The 21,151-nt window shown below is 64.1% G+C and carries 20 protein-coding genes and 1 tRNA gene; 15 read left to right on the forward strand and 6 right to left on the reverse strand.

Annotation, left to right across the window (positions count from 1 at the left end; all coding sequences use genetic code 11):
* Window positions 1–16 precede the first annotated feature (16 nt).
* From tolB to AB3X86_RS01465, 4 genes are all read left to right on the forward strand, one after another.
* Window positions 17–1,309 carry a Tol-Pal system beta propeller repeat protein TolB gene (gene tolB, locus AB3X86_RS01450; RefSeq protein WP_368594663.1) on the forward strand — a complete coding sequence of 431 codons (1,293 nt, stop codon included), beginning with the start codon at window positions 17–19 and terminating at the stop codon, window positions 1,307–1,309.
* Window positions 1,310–1,341: 32 nt separating this feature from the next.
* Window positions 1,342–1,848, forward strand: a complete 507-nt coding sequence (pal, locus tag AB3X86_RS01455; protein WP_176109473.1) for a peptidoglycan-associated lipoprotein Pal — start codon at window positions 1,342–1,344, stop codon at window positions 1,846–1,848.
* Between the two features lie 20 nt (window positions 1,849–1,868).
* On the forward strand, window positions 1,869–2,618 hold the full coding sequence (gene ybgF, locus AB3X86_RS01460) for a tol-pal system protein YbgF (RefSeq protein WP_176122511.1): 750 nt from the start codon (window positions 1,869–1,871) through the stop codon (window positions 2,616–2,618).
* Window positions 2,619–2,796: 178 nt separating this feature from the next.
* Window positions 2,797–2,872 (forward strand) — tRNA-Lys (locus tag AB3X86_RS01465).
* A 205-nt stretch (window positions 2,873–3,077) separates the two neighbouring features.
* Here the strand turns inward: AB3X86_RS01465 and AB3X86_RS01470 are convergent.
* The 3 genes from AB3X86_RS01470 to AB3X86_RS01480 all read right to left on the reverse strand — a co-directional run bounded on the left by AB3X86_RS01470 (window position 3,078) and on the right by AB3X86_RS01480 (window position 7,420).
* Window positions 3,078–3,764, reverse strand: a complete 687-nt coding sequence (locus AB3X86_RS01470) for a hypothetical protein (RefSeq protein WP_368594664.1) — start codon at window positions 3,762–3,764, stop codon at window positions 3,078–3,080.
* A 150-nt stretch (window positions 3,765–3,914) separates the two neighbouring features.
* On the reverse strand, window positions 3,915–5,156 hold the full coding sequence (locus AB3X86_RS01475; RefSeq protein ID WP_368594665.1) for a glycosyl hydrolase family 28 protein: 1,242 nt from the start codon (window positions 5,154–5,156) through the stop codon (window positions 3,915–3,917).
* Window positions 5,157–5,197: 41 nt separating this feature from the next.
* Entirely contained in the window at window positions 5,198–7,420 is a 2,223-nt protein-coding gene (locus tag AB3X86_RS01480; protein ID WP_368594666.1) for a LamG-like jellyroll fold domain-containing protein, read from the reverse strand.
* Between the two features lie 275 nt (window positions 7,421–7,695).
* Here AB3X86_RS01480 and AB3X86_RS01485 point away from each other — a divergent pair, with 275 nt between their 5' ends.
* Entirely contained in the window at window positions 7,696–7,962 is a 267-nt protein-coding gene (locus tag AB3X86_RS01485) for a hypothetical protein (RefSeq protein WP_368594667.1), read from the forward strand.
* Between the two features lie 251 nt (window positions 7,963–8,213).
* On the opposite strand, the gene AB3X86_RS01490 is transcribed toward AB3X86_RS01485, so the two are convergent.
* A complete protein-coding gene (locus AB3X86_RS01490; RefSeq protein ID WP_368594668.1) occupies window positions 8,214–8,537 on the reverse strand; it encodes a hypothetical protein in 324 nt (107 codons plus the stop codon).
* A gap of 524 nt (window positions 8,538–9,061) precedes the next feature.
* Between AB3X86_RS01490 and AB3X86_RS01495 the strand changes: the two genes are divergently transcribed.
* Together AB3X86_RS01495 and AB3X86_RS01500 are read left to right on the forward strand one after the other, a co-directional pair.
* The gene (locus tag AB3X86_RS01495; protein WP_368594669.1) at window positions 9,062–9,436 is read left to right on the forward strand and encodes a hypothetical protein; all 375 of its coding nucleotides are present in this window, start codon (window positions 9,062–9,064) and stop codon (window positions 9,434–9,436) included.
* A gap of 191 nt (window positions 9,437–9,627) precedes the next feature.
* Window positions 9,628–10,446 carry a mechanosensitive ion channel family protein gene (locus tag AB3X86_RS01500; RefSeq protein ID WP_176122504.1) on the forward strand — a complete coding sequence of 273 codons (819 nt, stop codon included), beginning with the start codon at window positions 9,628–9,630 and terminating at the stop codon, window positions 10,444–10,446.
* Window positions 10,447–10,568: 122 nt separating this feature from the next.
* Here the strand turns inward: AB3X86_RS01500 and AB3X86_RS01505 are convergent, their stop codons facing one another.
* Window positions 10,569–11,240 (reverse strand): VTT domain-containing protein, encoded by a 672-nt coding sequence (locus AB3X86_RS01505; protein WP_368594670.1) that lies wholly within the window; start codon window positions 11,238–11,240, stop codon window positions 10,569–10,571.
* Between the two features lie 194 nt (window positions 11,241–11,434).
* Here AB3X86_RS01505 and mutL point away from each other — a divergent pair, with 194 nt between their 5' ends.
* On the forward strand, window positions 11,435–13,525 hold the full coding sequence (mutL, locus tag AB3X86_RS01510; protein WP_368594671.1) for a DNA mismatch repair endonuclease MutL: 2,091 nt from the start codon (window positions 11,435–11,437) through the stop codon (window positions 13,523–13,525).
* A 46-nt stretch (window positions 13,526–13,571) separates the two neighbouring features.
* The gene (gene miaA, locus AB3X86_RS01515) at window positions 13,572–14,552 is read left to right on the forward strand and encodes a tRNA (adenosine(37)-N6)-dimethylallyltransferase MiaA (protein ID WP_368594672.1); all 981 of its coding nucleotides are present in this window, start codon (window positions 13,572–13,574) and stop codon (window positions 14,550–14,552) included.
* A gap of 63 nt (window positions 14,553–14,615) precedes the next feature.
* Here the strand turns inward: miaA and purM are convergent, their stop codons facing one another.
* On the reverse strand, window positions 14,616–15,683 hold the full coding sequence (gene purM, locus AB3X86_RS01520; protein ID WP_368594673.1) for a phosphoribosylformylglycinamidine cyclo-ligase: 1,068 nt from the start codon (window positions 15,681–15,683) through the stop codon (window positions 14,616–14,618).
* A 277-nt stretch (window positions 15,684–15,960) separates the two neighbouring features.
* Here purM and hda point away from each other — a divergent pair, with 277 nt between their 5' ends.
* From hda to panB, 6 genes are read left to right on the forward strand one after another with little or no spacing between them, the layout of a single operon-like run.
* A complete protein-coding gene (gene hda, locus AB3X86_RS01525) occupies window positions 15,961–16,713 on the forward strand; it encodes a DnaA regulatory inactivator Hda (protein ID WP_368594674.1) in 753 nt (250 codons plus the stop codon).
* Window positions 16,706–17,392 (forward strand): HAD family hydrolase, encoded by a 687-nt coding sequence (locus AB3X86_RS01530; RefSeq protein WP_368594675.1) that lies wholly within the window; start codon window positions 16,706–16,708, stop codon window positions 17,390–17,392. Before hda ends, AB3X86_RS01530 begins: the two co-directional genes overlap by 8 nt.
* Window positions 17,389–18,999 carry a polynucleotide adenylyltransferase PcnB gene (gene pcnB, locus AB3X86_RS01535; RefSeq protein WP_368594676.1) on the forward strand — a complete coding sequence of 537 codons (1,611 nt, stop codon included), beginning with the start codon at window positions 17,389–17,391 and terminating at the stop codon, window positions 18,997–18,999. The genes AB3X86_RS01530 and pcnB overlap by 4 nt, the downstream gene beginning before the upstream one ends.
* Before the next feature lie 51 nt (window positions 19,000–19,050).
* Window positions 19,051–19,593: a 2-amino-4-hydroxy-6-hydroxymethyldihydropteridine diphosphokinase gene (gene folK / locus AB3X86_RS01540; RefSeq protein ID WP_176109492.1), complete on the forward strand. Its 543-nt coding sequence runs from the start codon at window positions 19,051–19,053 to the stop codon at window positions 19,591–19,593.
* A complete protein-coding gene (locus AB3X86_RS01545; RefSeq protein WP_368594677.1) occupies window positions 19,590–20,270 on the forward strand; it encodes a deoxynucleoside kinase in 681 nt (226 codons plus the stop codon). The genes folK and AB3X86_RS01545 overlap by 4 nt, the downstream gene beginning before the upstream one ends.
* Window positions 20,271–20,307: 37 nt before the next feature.
* Complete coding sequence (gene panB / locus AB3X86_RS01550) at window positions 20,308–21,123, forward strand: 3-methyl-2-oxobutanoate hydroxymethyltransferase (protein WP_176122495.1); 816 nt, start codon at window positions 20,308–20,310, stop codon at window positions 21,121–21,123.
* Window positions 21,124–21,151: the final 28 nt, after the last annotated feature.

Here is a 21,151-nt window from a genome sequence, read left to right on the forward strand (position 1 = left end):
GAGGAACCCATACAGCATGAGTTTGATGACCAAGCTAGGCCTGCGAACACTCGTGGCAACGTGCCTGATCGCCGTCGGCGGCGCCGCCAACGCACAACTCAACGTCCTCGTGACGGGCGTCGGATCCACCCAGTTTCCGATCGCAACGGCGAATTTCGCCAATGAAGCGAACTCCCCGCAGCAGGTCAGCACGATCGTGCGTCAGGACCTGCAACGCAGCGGCAAATTCACGAATATCGACGCAGGCTCGACGCCGGTGTCAGAGACCGATTCCGTCGACTTCGGCGCATGGAAGGCGAAGGGCGCCAACGCGTTCGTCGCGGGCAGCGTGAACCGCCTGCCGAACGGCCAGTACGAAGTGCGCTTCAAGCTGTACGACACGGTCAAGGGCGAAAGCCTCGGCGGCCTCGTGCTGGTGAGCCCGGAGAGCGGTCTGCGCATGAGCGCGCACAAGGTCGCGGACTACATCTACGCCAAGCTGATGGGCAATCGCGGCGTGTTCGCGACGCGCCTGTCGTATGTGATCAAGTCGGGCAACCGCTACCAGCTGCAGATCTCGGATTCGGACGGCCAGGACGCGCATATCGCGCTGTCGAGCCCCGAGCCGATCATTTCGCCGGCCTGGTCGCCGGACGGCACCAAGGTCGCGTACGTGTCGTTCGAGAAGAAAAAGCCGATTGTCTACATCCACGACCTGCCCACCGGCCGGCGCATCGTCGTATCGGACCAGAAGGGCAACAACAGCGCGCCGGCGTGGTCGCCGGATGGCCGCACGCTCGCCGTCGCGCTGTCGCGTACCGGCAATACGCAGATTTTCGCGGTCAACGCGGACGGCAGCGGTCTGCGTCGTCTGACGCAGGGCAGCTCGATCGACACCGAGCCGACCTACTCTCCTGACGGTCAGTGGATCTATTTCACGAGCGACCGCGGCGGCGCTCCGCAGATCTACAAGATGCCGGCGCAAGGTGAAAGCGCGGGCAACGCGCAACGCGTCACGTTTACGGGCAGCTACAACACCAGCCCGCGTGTGAGTCCTGACGGCAAGGAGCTTGCCTACATCTCGCGCGTCGGCGGTGCATTCAAGCTGTACATCCAGGACCTGCAAGGCGGAACTGCCACGGGCCTGACGGACACCTCGCATGACGAATCGCCGAGCTTCGCGGCGAATGGTCAGTACATTCTTTACGCCACTCAGGTGAACGGCCGTGGCGTGTTGGCCGCAGTATCGACCGATGGTCGCACTCGGCAGGTCCTGTCCGTTCAGGGGGGCAGCGTACGCGAGCCATCCTGGGGCCCGTTTATGCAATAACGTTGATGCAATAACACAAGGAGAGTAATCAAATGATGTCCAAACTTCGTTTCGCATTCGCCGTCGTGATGGTCGGTGCATTGGCCGCATGTCACTCTGGCGTCAAGCTCGACGAAAACGCCGGCAAGGGCGCAGGCTCGGCTCAACCGAATCCGAACGACGTCGCGACGGTCAACGTCGACCCGCTGAACGATCCGAACAGCCCGCTCGCAAAGCGCAGCATCTACTTCGACTTCGACAGCTACTCGGTGAAGGACGACTATCAACCGCTGCTGCAACAACACGCGCAATATCTGAAGGGTCACCCGCAGCGTCACGTGCTGATCCAGGGCAACACCGACGAGCGCGGTACGAGCGAATACAACCTCGCGCTCGGCCAGAAGCGTGCTGAAGCCGTGCGTCGTTCGCTGTCGCTGATGGGCGTGTCGGATTCGCAAATGGAAGCCGTGAGCCTCGGCAAGGAAAAGCCGCTGGCAACGGGTCATGACGAAGCGTCGTGGGCACAGAACCGCCGCGCCGACCTCGTGTATCAACAGTAAGTCAACGGGTGATAAGCCGAATGACGCATCGTTTCTCCTGGCTGCGGGTTGCCGCAGCGGCCTGCGTCGCAGGCACGGCCCTCGCGGCCGTGCCCGCCCATGCGGGCATGTTCGACGACGATCAGGCCCGCCAGGCCATTCTCGATCTGCGCTCGAAGACCGATAGTCTGTCGAGCCAGCTGTCGGCGGCGCAGCGCACGATCCTCGATCAGTCCAACCGCCTCGACCAGCTGAACCAGCAGGTCGCGACTCTGCGCGGACAGAACGAGGACATGGCGAACCAGCTCACGACGCTGCAAAAGCAGCAGAAGGACTACTACACCGATCTCGACACGCGCCTGAAGAAATTCGAGCCGCAGCAGCAGACGGTTGATGGTGTCCAGGGCGAGGTCCAGCCGGGTGAAACCGATGCGTTCAACACGGCTTCACAGCAGTTCCGCAGCGGAGACTTCAAGACCGCCGCAGCATCGTTCCGCAGCTTCATCTCCAAATATCCGACCAGCCCCTATCAGCCGACCGCGCAATACTGGCTCGGCAACGCGCTGTATGCACTGCGCGACTACAAGGGTTCGACGGCGGTCTGGCAAGGTATTGTGGCCAAGTACCCGCAGCATCCGCGCGCGCCGGAAGCGCTGCTCGCGATCGCGAACAATCAGCTCGAACAAGGCCAGAAGGCCGCGGCGAAAAAGACGCTCGAGCAGATCGTCGCGCAATACGCCGGCTCGGACGTCGCGCAGTCGGCGCAGAGCAAGCTGTCGCAGATCAAGTAGTTCGTGGTGGCGGATTGATCATGTTTTGAAGTAGTTGTCGGCAGTAACGCGCAGTGTCCGAAGTGATAGCCACGCGCGCCTCTCGCTGGAAAGCCCGGGTAGTAATGCCCGGGCTTTTCACATTGGCCTGCAGTGTTGACAGGTCGTCGGTTCGCCGATATAATTTCGCTTCTCTTTTGGGTCGTTAGCTCAGCTGGTAGAGCAGCGGACTTTTAATCCGTTGGTCACAGGTTCGAATCCCGTACGGCCTACCAAAAGATTCGAGGGCTTACATACATTCGTATGTAAGCCCTTTTCTTTTTGCTGAACCGAGTAGGCATTTCGGAGCAAATTGAATCCATTTCGATCCTCGTGCCTATCGGCAAAACGCTGGCAAAACGCTGGCAAAGTGCTGTCACCCGCACGGCAGCATAAAAGTGCGTCCGCCGGGAAGCGTTACTCGCTTACCCGCACCGCGCGTCAAAGCCCCGAGTCATGACTCAACGTCTCTAAACTCGTCATAGCGTGATCGAGTACACTCAGCATGTACTGGCGATGGCGCTCTTCGTCGCTCTTGTTGCGCCAGTGAGGAACCGGATATCGCGGCTGCTGTGCGGACAATTCCGGCGCCTGATCATCCTCGGCGCGCTGCCTCCACTCCTGAAGTACCTGATCGAGTTGCGCGTCATCGTTCTGGTACCACGCCTGCACGACGGTATCGCCCAGTATGCTTCGCCGCAAGCGGTCGCGCTGCTGACACCAGACCGCAACGCGTTCGATGTCAACCGCCGATGCATCCGTCGCGCCGGCGAGATGTTGAGCGGCGAGCAACTCGTCGTGCGCTCTCATGTACGCCTGGTAACGTTCGACGATCCGCTCCGCTTCGCCGTACGCGGGCGACGGCAGTTCGCTTTTCAGATAGATCCGCAACTGATCGGCCCGGTCGTCGTCCGTCTTCCGCAGCAGGAAAGCATTGATCAGGTCGAGCAGCGCGGCATTCACGATCAGCTCGTGGTTTTCCGCGACGATGAGCCGGGGATCGTCACGCCCGACGCTCGGCTCGGAGCCGGACGAGCTAGACGAGCCGGCCGGGCGCGCCTCGCTCGTCGGACTCGCGACGGCAGGTTCCAGATCGGCATGCAGAATCCGCAGCACGCCCGCCGTCACGCAGACCACCGCGACCGCAATGATGCACAGGTGCCGCATGTAACGGCGTTGTTCGATGTGGCTATCAATCTGCATGGATATCCCGTTTCCCCCATGCGCACGGACCGCTGACGGGTTCCGTCGGATGGGGCGCGCAGCGGATTGGCGGTTTCAGAAAGCGCAGTTCGGCACGCTTCCCGTCGTCGTGAAGCTCGATGTGGTCACGCCGGTTCCAGACGGCGTGACGTTCGAGTTATACAAGCCGACATTCGCATACTGGTCGCCGCTTTGCGCGGTCGCATCCAGGCTGACGTTGGCCAGCCAGGCGTTGACCGGATAGCTCGAATTGCGCCCGTCGATCTTCGTGTAGGCGCCCGACAGCGATTGGGTCGCATACGCGCCGTTCACGACGATGTTCGACAGCGACGGGCTGCCGCCTGCCGTGCAGGTGTCGTAGTTGGTGTCCATGACGATCAGGTGCTTCACATCGACCATGCAGGTATTGACGTAGCTCACCTGGCTCACCGTCAGCGCGCACGGGCCGGTCTTCACGTTGATGCCGTTGGCGTCGGTCGACGGCGTGCCGTTCAGATCATTCCCGTACACGTAGTTGTTCTGGAACAGGATGTTCGACACGGTGTTCTTGTCGATGCCGCCCACCGAAAGGCCGTGCGTCCCATGCAGCCGGGTATTGGCAACGGTGACGTTCGAGATGTTGCCGGAGTTGGTCTTGATCGCGATGCCGTCGTCGCCGGCCTCGATGTCGGAGTTGATCACCGATGCGTTGGTGAGGCTATCAATATCGATGCCATCGGCGTTCTTGCGCGTCGCGGGCGTACGGATGGACACGCCCCAGGCGGTGAAGCTGTTGCCGCCTTCCACATAGAGATTCGGATGCGCGGCCTGCGCCAGCGTCACGTTGTAGACGATGAAGTTCGAAATCTTGCTGGCCTGCACCAGCCTCGGCGTTCCGGAGATGAGGTTGCCGCGCCCGTCGACGGTTCCCGGTCCCATCAGCGATGCATTGGTGCCCGAGAATTGCAGCAGGTTGGCATTGCTCGCGTAGCTGTTGCCGATGAGCGTCGCGCCCGCGCTGATCGCGAGGCCCGCGCCATTGATCGTCAGGCTGCCCGTGTAGAACGCATCGTTGGAGCCCGATGGCGCAAGCACCACGCTTTGGCCGGTTCCCGCACACTGATTCAGTGCATCCTGAAGGCGGCTCGTGTCGTCGGCGGCCGGAGGCGACGAGCGCTGCGAGCTGGAGAAATTCGCGTACAGCGTCTGGCAGACGCCGGGATAGGCCGTTTCGCTCACGGACCGGCTATCGCCGGTCGCCAGCGATTGCGCGCCCGCTGAGCCCACGCTCAGGAAGATGGCGGCGATGAAGAGGCTGGCGTCGTTGTTCATTTTCATTGAAACGGTCATCCTTTTGACGAAGAAGTTCACGCTGACAATCAACCCTGCGCGAGCGTCGCGATCCGATCCGGCGGTAACGCGCCGCGATAGATGCGAAACTCGTCGATCGCTCCGTTGAAGTACGGGTCCGCCGCGTACTGAGAACGTCCGATCCAGTTCTGCGCGCTCGGACCGAGATGCCACGGCGCGAACGCCACGCCCGTCGTCTGGCCGGTCTGGCTGCCGTTGACGTACAGCGTGAGCGTCGTGCCCGAGAGCGTCACGGCCACATGGGTCCATTGGCCGCTCGGCAGCGGCGCGTTGCCATTGACCTGACGCTCGTTGTGAGACCCGTTCAGCGTGATCGAAAAGCGCACCGTGCCACCACTGCTGTCGGGGGTGAGCATCATGTATCGGCCGGTGCCCGTGCCGAAATCGAACACGCGCTCCCATTGCTTCGTGCTGTTTGAATTGCGGAACACCCACGTCGCGATCGTGAAATCCGAGACGTCCCCGACGATGTCGTTGGGCAGGCTGACGTAGCCGCTCGAGCCGTCGAGCAGCACCGCGTTGCCGGACTTGCCAGCGGTGCGCGACGCGCCGCCGACTAGCGTGCCCGTATGGCCGTTGCCGGTCGCGTCGGCGGCGGTCGTGCCGCTCGACTCGTCGAAGTTCAGCCAGGTATGTAACTGCACGGCCGTCACCGCGGCGACCTCGTTCGAGTTCGCGCTCTCGCCCGCTGCCGTCGTCGCGCTGACGACGTAGTACCACACGCCGGCCTGCGGGCTGTCGGTATAGGTCAGCACGTCGGTGATGCCGCTCGCGACGGTCGTGTAGGGGCCGCCCGAATTCGCGGCGCGCTTGACGCTGTAGCTCGTGCCATTCGCCACGCCCCACCACGACAGCACCACCTGCCCGGCCGCCGGCCAGGCGGTCACGCCGCTCGGCGCGGCGGCCGGCGTCACCGGATCGCGCGTGTAGGCGAGCGTGCCGTAGCCGAGCTGGTCGTAGCCGCCGCTCGTCGTAGCGTAGTTGCCGCCGCCGCCTTCCGGCTGGATCGCGAGCGCGAACTTCTCGGACCACGGCGCGGCCAGCCCCTTGCGATTGACATAGTGGTTGTAGACGAGCGCCCAGATCGGACGGATATCGCCTTGCGAGGCCGTCGAAAACCCGGGCTGCACTACGTCGACATTCGCATAGCTCTCGTACGGCACCGTGAGGTAGGTTCCGTCGGCTTGAATGAGATTCGCCTTCGCCACGTACTCCGCGCCGGCGAGGAAGCGGTTGTTGTCGTAGCCGTAGAGATCGATGCCCTGGTTCCAGGCCACCTCGCAGATGGCGCCGCACAGCCCGATACCGAGGTTGTTGTGCCCCTGGTCGCGCCCGCTCTCCTGCCACTGGCCGAGGTAGCCCGGGTGCAGGTAGTAGACCGCCTGCGCGATCGCACCGTTGCCAAGCCCGCTCAGGTAGTAGTTGACCGCTTCGGCGAACATCGCGCGGTCGTCACAGAGCACGCCGATTGCCATGATCGACGCCATGCTGCACAGGTCCCAGTTGGCCCAGTAGTGCGTGTAGTCGGTGTTGTTGTGGCGGTTCAGGAAGTCGATGTTGATCGGATAGAAGATGTTGGACATCATCGACTGGAACGCCGTGAGGTCCGCTGCGGCGAGACCTGGGTAGCTGCGCATGATCTCGCCGACGATCGCGAACTCGTAGCCATAGATGCCGGCGGCCAGATCGACGTTGGTGTCGCCGGCGAGACTCTGCAGCGTCGAGGACCACGCGTTCATGATCTGCACCGCCTTGTCGGCGTAGGCCGTGTCGCCAGTGACTTTGCAGTACAGCGCGCAAGCGTAGGCGGCGGCGATGTCGCCATACAGCTGCGGATAGTTCTGCGGTCCGGTGCCGCCACGATTGATCTGCGCGGCCGGCCGGGGCGACCAGGACAGTCGCGTGTGGCCGTTGGCGGTCAGCACCTGAAAGCCGGCGTACCAGGGCTGCGCCTGCGCGGCGACCTTCTGCGCCATGCGGTCGAAGTCGGTCCGCGTGTGCAGCAGTCCCGGATGCACGAACGCGCCGCTCGTTGCAACGGCGGCCTCGCCGGTTGCCGCTCGTGCGAGCACCAGGCTGGCCGTGTTGATGCTCGCCGCCCTCGCAACGGCCGAGCGGCTCACGGCCGCTTCGCCGACGCCGCAAGCGCTCAGCGCCAACGCGCCGAGGCTGTGCAAAAAGGTGCGGCGCGACACTGCCAAGGTGAAACTGTTTGTTTTGGTTCGATCCATATCGCGATTCCGTTTATGAGGCCGTGGCTGACGAAACTGATCCGGTGGAGGCGCCCTGCTAGCAAACGTTTGCGTCGGTGGACGGCGAACTGGTGCAGCAGAGACGCATCCTTCCGTGTTATCGACGCAAAGTGCTGTTTCCTGACCGTGGAATCGTGTAGGGATTGCCTGAAACCTGGCGCGGGAAAATCCTATGGACCGAGCAGGAACGCCCGCGACAACTCCAATGCCGATGCGTCGCGCTGAACTTCGCGTTCATTTCGCAGAACTTCACGATGAACGACACGATGCTGACATTCCAGCCATATCTGCAATGCGCCTGGCAACTGCAGAACGGTTCGACGATTACGCCGGGACTCAAGTACGTGTCGTTCCACCGCAGCATCGATACGCCGATGAACCAGAAGACCGGTGAACCGCTCGATTTCCGCCACACCTGGGACAAGGTTCTGCCGTCATTGATTCTGCATCAGCAGATCACGCCGCAATGGAGCGCGTATGCGCAGTACGCGCGGGGCCGGTTTGCGCCAATCACCGCATGATGATCGTCGATGCGACGTCGGGCCGTCGCGTGGCCTAGGTGTTGATAGGGGGCCGCCCTGATGCTGCGGCTTTCGATCCGTCCTTGAAGCTCGCGCCCAGTTCGAACGGCGCGGACCGCACGCTAACGATCGTGCATGAAGACGATGCGGACCACTACACGGTTGCGCAGAATATGCCAACGCAGGAAGGCGCAAAAACGATGGCGCTCGATGAGGGCAGCCTCGCCGCTGCGTGTGAAACACCGGCCCGCCTACATGAGGCCGTGCGCGATGCCGCTCGTCCTCTCCCAACGCTCCCGGTCGTTCGACACGCCGAAATCGGTGGCCTGCAGTGAAACGGTGGCCGAATTGGCCAGCGAACGCTTGGCGCTGGCACGCGCGAAGATGCGCTGCTCGTGCACATAGAACAATTCGAGTTGGCGCGCGTCGGACGCTTTTCGTTCGAGCCCGAATACGTCTTCGAGCACCCGCCGCGACACGTGAAAACGCTGAAGCCCGCGGCCAAGCTGGATCTGAAAGACAACACCGTCGCTGTTATGCGGCACCGCTGCCCAGATAAGCGGAATGCTACTCATGGAGCCCCCGTGAGTCTGGATCTTCGTATCAGGAATACGATGACCTGATCCTCGCACGTATAAACGCACGGCGCGACGTTTCAAAATACAAACAAGTTCGATTTGGCATTTTCACCACAGTGGCGGAGTGTTGCGACGCAACGCGTCATTCATTGACGACGCACCGTCGCCGGCCTTTCCCGGCGAGCGCGATGACCTACCTCGGCATCGGCTATGGCTTAGAGGTCTCGCCTTTTCGATGGTATCCGACGCTGCAACTCGGCATTTCTTGTCGCTTCTGACGCGCAGCAATCGGAGTCCGTCGCAGTACTATAAATTTGCAAAGAACTTTTCACATTCCGATTGCGCATAGAAACGCTCGAGAGAAAGCGCGACACGGCTATCGCTTTTTCTGGTTATTTATCGAGATGAAAAGATATGCAATGATCGCCGCCGGATCAGCGGAGCATGTCTGAACCTTGCGTGAGCATCCGTTCCGGCAACTCCACAACCCCACGGCGCATTGCTTTTTCATTGAACCGATAATGACCAATTTTCTGTTCGATCTGCTATCGAACCTCGCCTTGCTCGCCATCGTATCGATGGTCTGCCGACTGTATAACCGGTTCGGGTCGGGTGCCGCGTTGAGCGGCCCGGCGATTTTCATCGTGCTCGCGCTGCTCGGGTGCGTGCTCGACGGCTTGTTGACTTTTGTCGTGTTCGCCGACGCGCAGAGTCGCTATGGACAATTCGTCCGGCCGACTCTATTTCTTCGGCGTGCTGGCGCATATGCGCTCGCAATCGTGATCGCGTTCTCATGGCATCGCGTGTCGAAGCGCAGGCGAGCCGTGAAAAGCGACCAGGGCAACGCGGTTGTCATCTGCACGTCACCGTATTCCGAATCGCGATTGCGCATGTAGGGGCGGCGCGCTCGAGCGGCTTCTCGCATACGCCCCGCCATTTTTCGTCTCTCAATTGCCGCCCGCGAGCAGGGCAGGAACGGTCCTTGCGCATGCGGGCGCCGTCGGCTATAACTCCGAAGACCGCGCGTTGTGGGTCATGGCACCACCGTCGTTCAATCCGTTGATGGCAACTTATAACGAGGAACATCTTGGATATCGAAACCGCACGTGCATTCATCATGACCCGGGGCATCGACATCGGCACCAAGGTGCTCGGCGCCATCGTGCTGTGGATCGTCGGCCGCTGGGTCATCGGGCTGATCTCCAACCTGTTGCGCAAGGTGCTCGCTCGCAACGGCAAGGTCGATCCGACGCTCGCCCACTACCTCGCGTCGATTCTCGGGGCGTTGCTGAACCTGCTGCTCATCCTCGCAATCCTGCAAATCTTCGGTGTGCAGACAACGTCGTTCGCCGCATTGCTCGCCGGTCTTGGCCTCGCGATCGGTACTGCGTGGGGCGGCCTGCTCGCGCACTTCGCGGCCGGCGTGTTCATGCAGGTGCTGCGACCGTTCAAGGTCGGCGATTTCGTCACGGCCGCGGGCGTCACCGGCACCGTCACCGAGTTGGGCCTGTTCGGCACGACGATCGTCACGCCGGACAACGTGATGACCATCGTCGGCAACAACAAGATCTTTTCCGACACGATCTCGAACTACAGCGTGCTGCCGTTCCGGCGCGTCGAGCTGACCGCGAAGATCGCCAACAGCGTCGATCCGACCGATGCGATCGCGCGTCTGAAAGCCGCCGTCGCAAAGATTCCGAACGTGTCCGAAAACCCCGCGCCGGACATCGAGGTCTTGAGCTTCACGCCGGAAGGACCGTTGCTGTGCGTACGCCCTTACTCGTCCAATCAAAACTACTGGCAGGTCTACTTCGACACCAATCGCGCGATCGTGCAGACCTTCAAGGAAGCCGGCTATCCGACGCCGGAAACGCCGCTCGCGCCACGCGCGATCACGCGCGATTGATGCGACCTAACGTGCGCGCGAAGCCGGCACGGGTCGCCGGCACCCCGGCATGAAAAAAGGCGTCGCGAGATTCGCGACGCCTTCTGGTCATCAAGGTCCGAACTACAGCCGGCTACAGCTCGTCAACGCGTACTCGCGTTCGCGCCATTCTTGCGCAGCATCTTCCACAACGCGGCGAGCACGACCGGCACAATTGCCGCGCCGATACCGACCAGCACGATCACGTTCAGATACTGACGGATGAACGGAATGTTGCCGAAGAAATAGCCGAGCAGCACGAGCAGGAGCACCCACGACAGCGCGCCGACGACGTTGAACATCTGGAAGCGGCTCCAGGTCATCGACGACGCACCGGCGACGAACGGCGCAAAGGTCCGCACGACCGGGATGAAACGCGCGAGCACGATCGTCTTGCCGCCGTGCTTCTCATAGAAATCGTGAGTCTTCTGCAGCGCGGCACGATCGAGAAAGCGCTCGAGCACCGGAATATGCGTATTGAACACGCGCGGTCCGATCGCACGGCCGATCAGATAGTTGGTCGTATTGCCGCCGATCGCCGCCACCAGCAGCAGCAGGATCAGCAGCCCGAGATGCATCTGCCCGGCCGCGCAGAACGCGCCGCCGATGAACAGCAGCGAGTCGCCCGGCAGAAACGGCAGAACCACGAGTCCGGTTTCTGCGAACACGATCGCGAATAGCACCGCGTAGACCCAGGTGCCATACACCTGGATGAAGTCCCCGAGGAACTTGTCGATGTGTAGGACAAGGTTGGCGAAATGGAGCAACGTATCCAAGGAATGTCCTTATAAACCGATGATTGCGTAGAGGAAAAACGGCCGTCGCGCGACCCGATAACAGGGGCAGCAAGCGGCGGGCCGACCGCTGCGAATTGACCGCGACATGATACAGAAAGTGCCTCGGGTCGATTAAAAAACTGCGGGTCGGGCACCGGCACGGGCGACGTACGCCGAGTCGCTATAATTTCGCCATGTCCGAATTCTCCGAAACGCCTGCGGGCACCGCGGCCGCGGCCGCACCCTCCGACGGCTCCCGCGCGGCGCCCGCGCCGCGTCCGCTGCGCGCGATCCAGCCGCTCCCCGATCAACTGATCAGCCAGATCGCCGCCGGCGAAGTGGTCGAGCGGCCGGCGTCGGTGGTCAAGGAGCTGCTCGAGAATGCGCTCGACGCGGGCGCGCAGACGCTGCGCATCCTGCTCGACGAAGGCGGCGTCAAACGCATCTCGATCACCGACGACGGCTGTGGCATCCCCGAGAACGAACTCGTGCTCGCACTGACGCGCCATGCGACCAGCAAGATCCGCTCGCTTGCCGAGCTCGAGGCGGTCACGACGCTCGGGTTCCGCGGTGAAGCGCTGGCGTCGATTGCGTCGGTCGCGCAGATGAGCATCACGAGCCGCACCGCCGACGTGCCGCACGCGGTGCGCATCGATGCGCAAACCGGCGTGCTGAGCCCCGCCGCCGGCACGCAAGGCACGACGATCGAAGTCCGCGAGCTGTACTTCAACACGCCCGCGCGCCGCAAATTCCTGAAAAGCGAACAGACCGAACTCGGCCACTGTCTCGAACAGATCCGCCGCGCCGCTCTCGCGCGGCCGGACGTGGCGATCTCGGTGCTGCACAACGGCAAGGCCGTCGAACACTGGAACGCGAGCGAGCCGCCCGCGCGCGTCGCGAAGATTCTCGGCGACACGTTCGCGACCGCCCATCTGCCGCTCGACGAATCCGCCGGTCCGCTCGCAATCTACGGCTGCGCCGGTCTGCCGACCGCAAGCCGCGGCCGCGCCGATCAACAGTATTTCTTCGTCAACGGCCGCTTCGTGCGGGACAAGCTGCTCACGCACGCAGTGCGCGCCGCGTATGAAGACGTGCTGCACGGTGATCGTTATCCGTCGTACGTGCTGTTCCTCGATCTGCCGCCCGAGGGCGTCGACGTGAACGTGCATCCGTCGAAAATCGAGGTGCGTTTCCGCGATTCGCGCTCGATTCACCAGTTCGTGTTCCATGCGGTGCAGCGCGCGCTCGCGCGGCACGCGGGCGCGTCGCCGGAAACGACGGCTGGCGGGCATGCGGCGCACCTGGAACCGTCGGCCGGTGAACCGGCTTCGTTTGGTTCAACGCCGCTGGGCGGCGCAAGCGGCGCAGGCGACGGCATTGGTGCGGGCCCCGGTATTTCGAGCGGCGCGGGCTTCGACGCCGGAAGCCGTGGCAGCTTTGGCGGCGGCTTCAGCAGCTTCGGCGCCTCGCAGCCGGGCAACACGTGGATGCGCCAGGCGCGCATGACGCAAGGCACGCTGCCGGTCGCGCAACCGCTCGCCGGTTACGACGCGCTGTTCGGCCGCAAGGATCCGCTCGCGGGCCGGGTCGAAGGCGCGTCGCTGTTCGAAGCGCGCGACTCGGCGAGCGAAACGACGTCGCCATACGACGCGGCACCGTTCGCGTCACGCCCGGCTGCCCCCGCATTCGACGCCACCGACGATCAGCCGCTCGGCTTCGTGCTCGGCCAGATCCACGGCATCTACGTGCTCGCGCAGAACCGCCACGGGCTCGTGATCGTCGACATGCATGCCGCGCACGAGCGCATCCTGTACGAGCAGTTCAAGAACGCGCTCGCCGACCGAGCGATCGCGGTGCAGCCGCTGCTGATTCCGCAGACGATGCAGGCCGATCCGGTCGAAATCGGCACGGTCGAGGAAGAACGCGATACGCTCGATGCGCTCGGCTTCGACCTCGCGGTACTGTCGCCGACCACGCTCGCGATCCGCGCGGTCCCCGCGCTGCTAAAGGACGCCGATCTGCAAGCGCTCGCGCGCGCGGTGCTGTCCGACCTGCACGCGTTCGGCGGCTCGCGCGTGCTGACCGAGCGTCAGCACGAACTGCTCGGCACGCTCGCGTGTCATCACGCGGTGCGCGCGAACCGGCGGCTGACGCTTGACGAAATGAACGCGCTGTTGCGCCAGATGGAAGCGACCGAGCGCGCTGACCAGTGCAACCACGGGCGTCCGACCTGGTATCAGCTGACGCTGGCCGATCTCGATCGGCTGTTCATGCGCGGCCAGTAACGCGCCGCGTTCGATCACACCGCCCGCGCCGCGAGCCCGCTTGCCCATGACGTCACGCCCTACCCTGATCCCGTGCCTGCTCGGCCCGACCGCGTCCGGCAAGACCGCCGCGGCGCTCGCGCTCGCCGCGCGGCGGCCGGTCGAAATCATCAGCGTCGACTCGGCGCTTGTCTATCGCGAGATGGACATCGGCACCGCGAAGCCGACCGCGGAAGAACGCGCGGTCGCGCCGCATCATCTGATCGATATCGTCGATCCGGCCGACTCGTACTCGGCCGCGCAGTTTCGCGCCGACACGCTGCGGCTCGTCGGTGAAATTCATGCGCGCGGTCGGCTGCCGCTGCTGGTCGGCGGCACGATGCTGTACTACAAGGCGCTCACGCAGGGGCTCAACGACCTGCCCGGCGCCGATGCCGAACTACGCGCGACGCTCGACGCCGATGCCGCCCGCGACGGCTGGCCGGCGCTTCACGCACGCCTCGCCGCGCTCGATCCGGTCACCGCCGCGCGTCTCGCACCGAACGATTCGCAGCGCATTCAGCGCGCGCTGGAAGTGTTCATGCTGACCGGCCAGCCGATGTCGGCGCTGCTCGCCGCGCCCGCGCGCACGGACGACGTCGCGTCGGCATGGCGCTTCGTGCCGGTCGCGCTGGAGCCGTCCGAGCGTGGCTTGCTGCACGCGCGCATCGAGCAGCGCTTCGATGCGATGCTCGCGCACGGTTTCGTCGATGAAGTGGTCAAGCTGCGCGCGCGCGGCGACCTGCTGCCGGAAATGTCGTCGATGCGCTGCGTCGGCTATCGGCAGGTGTGGGAATACCTCGATGGCGCGGTCGATTATCGGACCATGCGCGACAAGGGCATCTTCGCGACGCGGCAACTCTGCAAGCGGCAGCTCACGTGGCTGCGCAGCATGCCGGAGAGACAGGTGGTGGATTGCTGCGATCCGCACGCGACGGCGCGGGTAGTGGAGTTGATCGAGACGCTGGTTGGAGACGCCGATCGAAGTGAGGGAATTAGAGGGACCTGAAGCGGGGATTTGAAGCCCGCGCGGCGCGCCGTTGCGGCACGCCACGCGAACCGTCGTCAATCGTTAGACCACGACCGTCTGCGCTTCACCCGCCGCACTTTCGCGGACCGTGCCGATCTTCCAGACCTGCTCGCCCGCCGCGGACAGCAGACCGATCGCCGCCTGAGCATCCGCGTCCGACACGATCACCGCCATACCGATACCGCAGTTGAACACGCGGTGCATTTCCGCATCGGCGACGCCGCCGTGCTTCTGCAGCCACGAGAACAGCGGCGGAAGCGGCCACGCGCGATGATCGAGCTCGGCCGTCAGACCCTCGCGCAGCACGCGCGGAATGTTCTCGACCAGGCCGCCGCCGGTGATGTGCGCCATGCCCTTCACCTCGAGCTGCTGCATCAGCGCGAGCAGCGGCTTCACGTAGATGCGCGTCGGCGCCATCAGCGCGTCGGCGAGCGGGCGGCCGTCGAAGTCCGCGTTCAGATCGGGATTGGCGCGCTCGATGATCTTGCGCACCAGCGAAAAGCCGTTCGAATGGATGCCGCTCGACGCGAGCCCGAGCACCACGTCGCCCGGAGCGATCTTGCTGCCGTCGATGATCTTGCTCTTTTCCACCGCGCCGACCGCGAAACCGGCCAGATCGTATTCGCCGTCCGGATACATGCCCGGCATTTCCGCGGTTTCGCCGCCGATCAGCGCGCAGCCCGACAGCTCGCAGCCGTGTGCAATGCCCTTCACGACGGTCGCCGCCGTGCCGACGTCGAGCTTGCCGCAGGCGAAATAGTCGAGGAAAAACAGCGGCTCGGCGCCCTGCACGAGGATGTCGTTGACGCTCATCGCGACCAGATCCTGGCCGACCGTGTCGTGCTTGTTCAGCTGGAACGCGAGACGCAGCTTGGTGCCGACGCCATCGGTGCCGGACACGAGCACCGGTTCCTTGTACTTCTTCGGCACTTCGAACAGCGCGCCGAATCCACCGATGCCGCCCAGCACGCCGTCGCGCAGGGTCTTCTTGGCAAAGGGCTTGATGGCGTCGACGAGGGCGTCGCCCGCATCGATGTCCACGCCGGCGTCGCGATACGACAAACCTTGGGCCGAATCGGGTGAAGGCTGGGCGGATTTCGGTTGATTCATGGGGAAGAGCAAGAAGGTCGGTAAAATGCGATTTTACCCGATGCTGGCCGCGTGGCTGGAATTCGCGCGTTCCGACGAGATCCTGGAAACGACCTTTGCAGCACGATACCCCGATTCCGGCGCCGCCGCCCCGCGCATTTGCGTCCGTCGCGCTTCGCGACCTGCGGCCTCACGACCCGGCGAGCACGCTTCACCACAACTGAGCGCCTGGCAACGTTCCAGGCTCCGCGGTCCGGGCCACTCGCGGCCCGAGCCTCATTTTCGGCATTAACCTACTGTGCTTCGTCAACTGACGCTCGATCTCGGCACCCCGCCGCCATCGACATTCGACAATTTCTTCGCCGGCGCGAACGCCGAGCTGGTCACGCGCCTGCGTGAGCTCGACGACGCGCTCGCCTCCGGACCGGTCGCCGATCGCACCTTCTACATCTGGGGGGAAGCCGGCAGCGGCCGCACGCACCTGCTGCAGGCGCTCGTGCACGAAGCGCCGCCGGGACATGCGCGCTTCGCCGGTCCGCAAAGCAGCCTTGCCGCCTTCGGCTTCGATCCGCGCGTCGCGCTCTATGCGATCGACGACTGCGACGCGCTGTCGGCCGCTCAGCAGATCGCCGTGTTCAACCTGTTCAACGAGGTGCGCGCGCATCCGACCAGCGCGCTTGTCGCCGCGGGCAACGCGGCGCCGATCGGCATGACGGTGCGCGAGGATTTGCGCACGCGGCTCGGGTGGGGTCTCGTGTTTCACCTCGCGCCGCTGCCCGACGACGCGAAGGCCGCAGTGTTGAAACGCGCGGCGCGCGAGCGCGGCATCATGCTCGCCGACGACGTGCCGGCCTACCTGCTCACGCACTTTCGCCGCGACATGCCGAGCCTGATGGCGCTGCTCGACGCGCTCGACCGCTTCTCGCTCGAACAGAAACGCGCGGTCACGCTGCCGCTGTTGCGCACGATGCTCGCGTCGCCCGATCCCGCCACCACGCCGGGTTCACACGCCGTTCTTCCGGCTTCAAGTAAAATGGGCCCCCATGGCTAACCTTGCACTCTTCGATCTCGACCACACGCTCATTCCCACCGACAGCGACCACGAATGGGGCCGCTTCATGGTGAAAAAAGGCATGGTCGACGCCGAAAATTTCGCCCGTGAAAACGACCGCTTCTACGCCGACTACAAGGCCGGCAAGCTCGACATTCACGCTTATCTGATCGCCATGCTGACGCCGCTCGCGAAGTACACGCGCGCGCAGCTTGCGGACTTTCACGCGCAGTACATGCACGAGGTCATCACGCCGGCCATCCAGCCGGTGGCGATCGAGCTCGTGAAGCAGCATCGCGAAGCGGGCGACCTGTGCTGCGTCGTCACCGCGACCAACGAATTCATCACGCGTCCCATCGCCCAGGCGTTCGGCGTCGACACGCTGATCGCGTGCGAGGCGGAGACCGTCGGCGGCGATCCGCACGGCGCCTACACCGGCCGCCCGACCTGCACGCCGAGCTACAAGGAAGGCAAGATCGTGCGCACCGAAATGTGGCTCGCGTCGCTCGGCAAGACGTGGAGCGACTTCGAGCACAGCTATTTCTATAGCGATTCGCACAACGACATCCCGCTGCTCGAAAAAGTCACCGATCCCATCGCGACCAATCCGGACGACACGTTGCGCGCCCATGCGCAGGCTAAAGGCTGGCGCATCCTCGAACTCTTCCAACCCTCGTGATCAAGAAACTCATCCGCAAGCTATTCGGCCAGGACGCGGCGAGCGCTGACGACGCGCTCTCCGCCGCCAGCGTCGACGGCAACGCCAATGACAAGCCGCCGGCGCGCGGCAAGTCCGCTTCCGGCACGGCCGTATCCGGCACGGCCGCGCGGCCGCGTCGCAAATCCACCGCCGCTGCCGCCGCACAAGCGCCGCGCGAACCGGACGTCCCCGTCATCATTCCGCACGACGTGCATGGCATTGACCCCACGCTGATCTCGCGCAACGCGATCCGCGTGACCGAGGGCCTGCAACAGGCGGGCTTTCGCGCGTTCATCGTCGGCGGCGCGGTGCGCGACCTGCTGCTCGGCGTGAAGCCGAAAGACTTCGACGTCGCGACCGACGCGACGCCCGAACAGGTGCAGAAGCTGTTCCGCCGCGCGCGCATCATCGGCCGGCGCTTTCAGATCGTGCACGTCCAGTTCGGCCAGGAAATCATCGAGACCTCGACGTTCCGCGCGCTGGTCGATCCGCCCGCGGCCGACGCGCCGCCGCCGAAGCGTCTGAAGCGCGACGAGCTCGACCGCCGCACCCACGCGGTCGACGCGAGCGGCCGCGTGCTGCGCGACAACGTGTGGGGCGAGCAGCACGAGGACGCCACGCGCCGCGACTTCACGATCAACGCGATGTACTACGATCCGGCCACGCAAACCGTGCTGGATTACCACAACGGCATGGCCGACATGCGCACGCGCCTGCTGCGCATGATCGGCGACCCGGCTACGCGCTATCGCGAGGACCCGGTGCGCATGCTGCGCGTCGTGCGCTTCGCCGCCAAGCTCGACTTCGACATCGACGACGCCACGCGCGCGCCGATCGAAAAGATGGCCGATCTGATCAACAACGTGCCCGCCGCGCGTCTGTTCGACGAAATGCTGAAGCTGATGCTGTCGGGTCACGCGCTCGCGTGCCTGAAGCGGCTGCGCCAGGAAGGCCTGCATCACGGGCTGCTGCCGCTGCTCGACGTGGTGCTCGAGCAGCCGACCGGCGAGAAATTCATTTCTCTGGCACTCTCTAATACAGATGCACGCGTGCTCGCCGGCAAACCGGTGTCGCCGGGCTTCCTGTTCGCGACGCTGTTGTGGCACGACGTGCAGCAGCGCTGGCAGAAGTTCGAGGCCGAAGGCGAGTATCCGGTGCCCGCGCTGCATCGCGCGATGGACGAAGTGCTCGACATGCAGACCGAAAAGCTCGCGATCCACAAGCGCTTCTCGGCCGACATGCGCGAGATCTGGGGTCTGCAGCTGCGCCTCGAAAAGCGCTCGGGCCGCAGCGCGCTGAAGCTGCTGGAACACCAAAGATTTAGAGCGGGGTATGATTTCCTCCTGTTGCGCTGCGCATCGGGCGAACTCGACGAGTCGGTCGGTACGTGGTGGACGGAGTTCATCGAAGGAGACGCCGCCGCGCGCGAAGCATTGCTCACGCAGGGCGGGAAAGACCGGAGCCCCAGAAAACGACGGCGGCGCGGTGGCGCCAGAAACCGCAAATCAGGTGACGGGGTGGAGGGCGGCTCATCCGCCGAACGCACGGACAACGACGCGGGCCGCGAAGGCTCGCACGAAGACTGACGCGGCGTTCGCGGAAGAGCCGTCGAAACGATAGCTGCAGGAAGTTATGCCATGACGGTTGCTTATCTTGGCCTCGGCGCGAATCTCGGGGACGCGCGCCAGACCCTGAAAGACGCGGTGGTGTGCCTCGCACAACAGCACACCATCACCGTGCTCGCCAAATCGAGCCTATATCGCACTGCCCCGATCGACGCGGGCGGCGACGACTATTTCAATTGCGTCGTGAAGCTGGAGACGACGCTCCCCGTGCGGCATCTGCTCGCGCTGTGTCACAAGATCGAGCATCATTTCGGCCGTGAGCGGCCGTTCCGCAATGCGCCGCGCACGCTCGATCTCGACATCCTGCTGTACGGCGATCAATCGATCGACGAAGCCGATCTGATCGTGCCGCATCCACGCCTCGTCGAGCGCGCGTTTGCGCTGGTGCCGCTGGTCGAGATCGACGCGGCGATCGTGATTCCGCAACATGGCCGGGCCGCCGCGCTGCTCGATAGCGTCAGCGATCAGCGCATCGAGAAGGTGAAGGGGCCCTGCCAGTGTCCGATGCTCAATGCGCTCGCCGGTAATTCCGCCGGAAAAGGCCGTTGCGAATGAGTTCGCCGCCGCTCACGGTCACCGCGCCGCAGTTGCGCCCGCCGTTCGGCTACATCGCGATCGAGGGGCCGATCGGCGTCGGCAAGACCTCACTCGCGCGGCGCCTCGCGCAACGCTGGTCGATGCACGAACTGTTCGAGCGCCCGCAGGACAATCCGTTTCTTGAACGCTTCTATCGCGACACCGCGCGCTATGCGCTGCCGGTGCAGTTGCACTTCGCGCTGCAACGCGCGCAGCAGGCGCAGCAAGTGAGCGCCGCGCAGGCGAGCGGCACACCGCTGATCGCCGACTTCATCACACAGCGAAATGACATCTTCGCGCGTCTGACCTTGCAGGAAGACGAGTGGCAGCTGTACCGCGCGCTGACCGCGCGGCTCGACGTCAGCGCGCCGGAGCCTGACTTCGTCGTTTATCTGCAGGCGAGTCCCGAGGTGCTGTTCGCGCGCATCCAGAAGCGCGCGGTGCCGATGGAGCTGCAGATTTCCGATGCGTATCTGCGCGCGCTGTGCGACGCATACAACGAATTCTTCTACCACTACGACCGCACGCCCGTGCTGACGGTCAACGCCGAACACCTGAATCCGCTCGACTCCGACGCGGACCTTGCGCTGCTCGCCGAACGCATCGAGACAATGCGCGGCCGCAAGGAATTCTTTGTCAAAGCCACGTCGCTGTGAGCGGCGCGGCTAGTTCATTTTTCTCACTGGATTGACCATGACTTATTTGCAGGAAGCGAGCCGGAGCGCGATCACCGTGCCGAAACTGCAGGCAATGCGCGACGCCGGCGAAAAGATCGCGATGCTCACCTGCTACGACGCGAGCTTCGCCGCGCTGCTCGATCGCGCGGGCGTCGACGTGCTGCTGATCGGCGACTCGCTCGGCAATGTGCTGCAAGGCCAGGCGACCACGCTGCCTGTGACGCTGGCGGACATCGCGTATCACACGGCGAGCGTCTCGCGCGCGCGGCCGTCGGCGCTGATCATGGCGGACCTGCCGTTCGGCACGTACGGCACGCGCGAAGACGCGTTCAGGAGTTCGGTCGAACTGATGCGCGCGGGCGCGCAGATGGTCAAGCTCGAAGGCGGAGAATGGCTCGCGGATACGGTGCGGTTTCTGGTCGAGCGCTCGATTCCGGTGTGCGCGCACGTGGGTCTGACGCCGCAGTCGGTGCATGCATTCGGCGGCTTCAAGGTGCAGGGCAAGACCGAAGCGGGCGCGAGCCAGCTACTGCGCGATTCACTCGCGATGCAGACCGCCGGCGCGCAATCACTGTTGATGGAAGCGATCCCGGCTCAACTCGCGGGCGAGGTCACGAGGCAACTGCGCGTTCCGACGATCGGCATCGGCGCGGGTCTCGACTGCTCGGGTCAGGTGCTCGTGCTGCACGACATGCTCGGGATTTTCCCCGGCAAGCGGCCGCGCTTCGTGAAAGATTTCATGCAGGGACAGCCGAACATTCAGGCGGCCGTCGAGGCGTATGTGCGGGCGGTGAAGGACGGCACGTTCCCAGGCGCCGAGCACACGTTCTGATGTATGTTTGCCGCGCGGGCGCGCAGCA

It is taken from the genome of Paraburkholderia sp. BR14374 (genome assembly GCF_040948685.1).
GTDB lineage: Bacteria > Pseudomonadota > Gammaproteobacteria > Burkholderiales > Burkholderiaceae > Paraburkholderia > Paraburkholderia youngii.

What these genes read in the sequence shown, in the direction of transcription:
- AB3X86_RS01485 (WP_368594667.1), top strand. Translation starts at nt 7,696, where the DNA reads ATGAACGACACGATGCTGACATTCCAGCCATATCTGCAATGCGCCTGG.
- mutL (WP_368594671.1), top strand. Translation starts at nt 11,435, where the DNA reads ATGTCCGAATTCTCCGAAACGCCTGCGGGCACCGCGGCCGCGGCCGCA.
- AB3X86_RS01475 (WP_368594665.1), bottom strand. Translation starts at nt 5,156, where the DNA reads ATGAAAATGAACAACGACGCCAGCCTCTTCATCGCCGCCATCTTCCTG.
- ybgF (WP_176122511.1), top strand. Translation starts at nt 1,869, where the DNA reads ATGACGCATCGTTTCTCCTGGCTGCGGGTTGCCGCAGCGGCCTGCGTC.
- AB3X86_RS01530 (WP_368594675.1), top strand. Translation starts at nt 16,706, where the DNA reads ATGGCTAACCTTGCACTCTTCGATCTCGACCACACGCTCATTCCCACC.
- panB (WP_176122495.1), top strand. Translation starts at nt 20,308, where the DNA reads ATGACTTATTTGCAGGAAGCGAGCCGGAGCGCGATCACCGTGCCGAAA.
- AB3X86_RS01495 (WP_368594669.1), top strand. Translation starts at nt 9,062, where the DNA reads ATGACCAATTTTCTGTTCGATCTGCTATCGAACCTCGCCTTGCTCGCC.
- AB3X86_RS01480 (WP_368594666.1), bottom strand. Translation starts at nt 7,420, where the DNA reads ATGGATCGAACCAAAACAAACAGTTTCACCTTGGCAGTGTCGCGCCGC.
- AB3X86_RS01545 (WP_368594677.1), top strand. Translation starts at nt 19,590, where the DNA reads ATGAGTTCGCCGCCGCTCACGGTCACCGCGCCGCAGTTGCGCCCGCCG.
- purM (WP_368594673.1), bottom strand. Translation starts at nt 15,683, where the DNA reads ATGAATCAACCGAAATCCGCCCAGCCTTCACCCGATTCGGCCCAAGGT.
- pal (WP_176109473.1), top strand. Translation starts at nt 1,342, where the DNA reads ATGATGTCCAAACTTCGTTTCGCATTCGCCGTCGTGATGGTCGGTGCA.
- folK (WP_176109492.1), top strand. Translation starts at nt 19,051, where the DNA reads ATGACGGTTGCTTATCTTGGCCTCGGCGCGAATCTCGGGGACGCGCGC.
- tolB (WP_368594663.1), top strand. Translation starts at nt 17, where the DNA reads ATGAGTTTGATGACCAAGCTAGGCCTGCGAACACTCGTGGCAACGTGC.
- miaA (WP_368594672.1), top strand. Translation starts at nt 13,572, where the DNA reads ATGACGTCACGCCCTACCCTGATCCCGTGCCTGCTCGGCCCGACCGCG.
- AB3X86_RS01490 (WP_368594668.1), bottom strand. Translation starts at nt 8,537, where the DNA reads ATGAGTAGCATTCCGCTTATCTGGGCAGCGGTGCCGCATAACAGCGAC.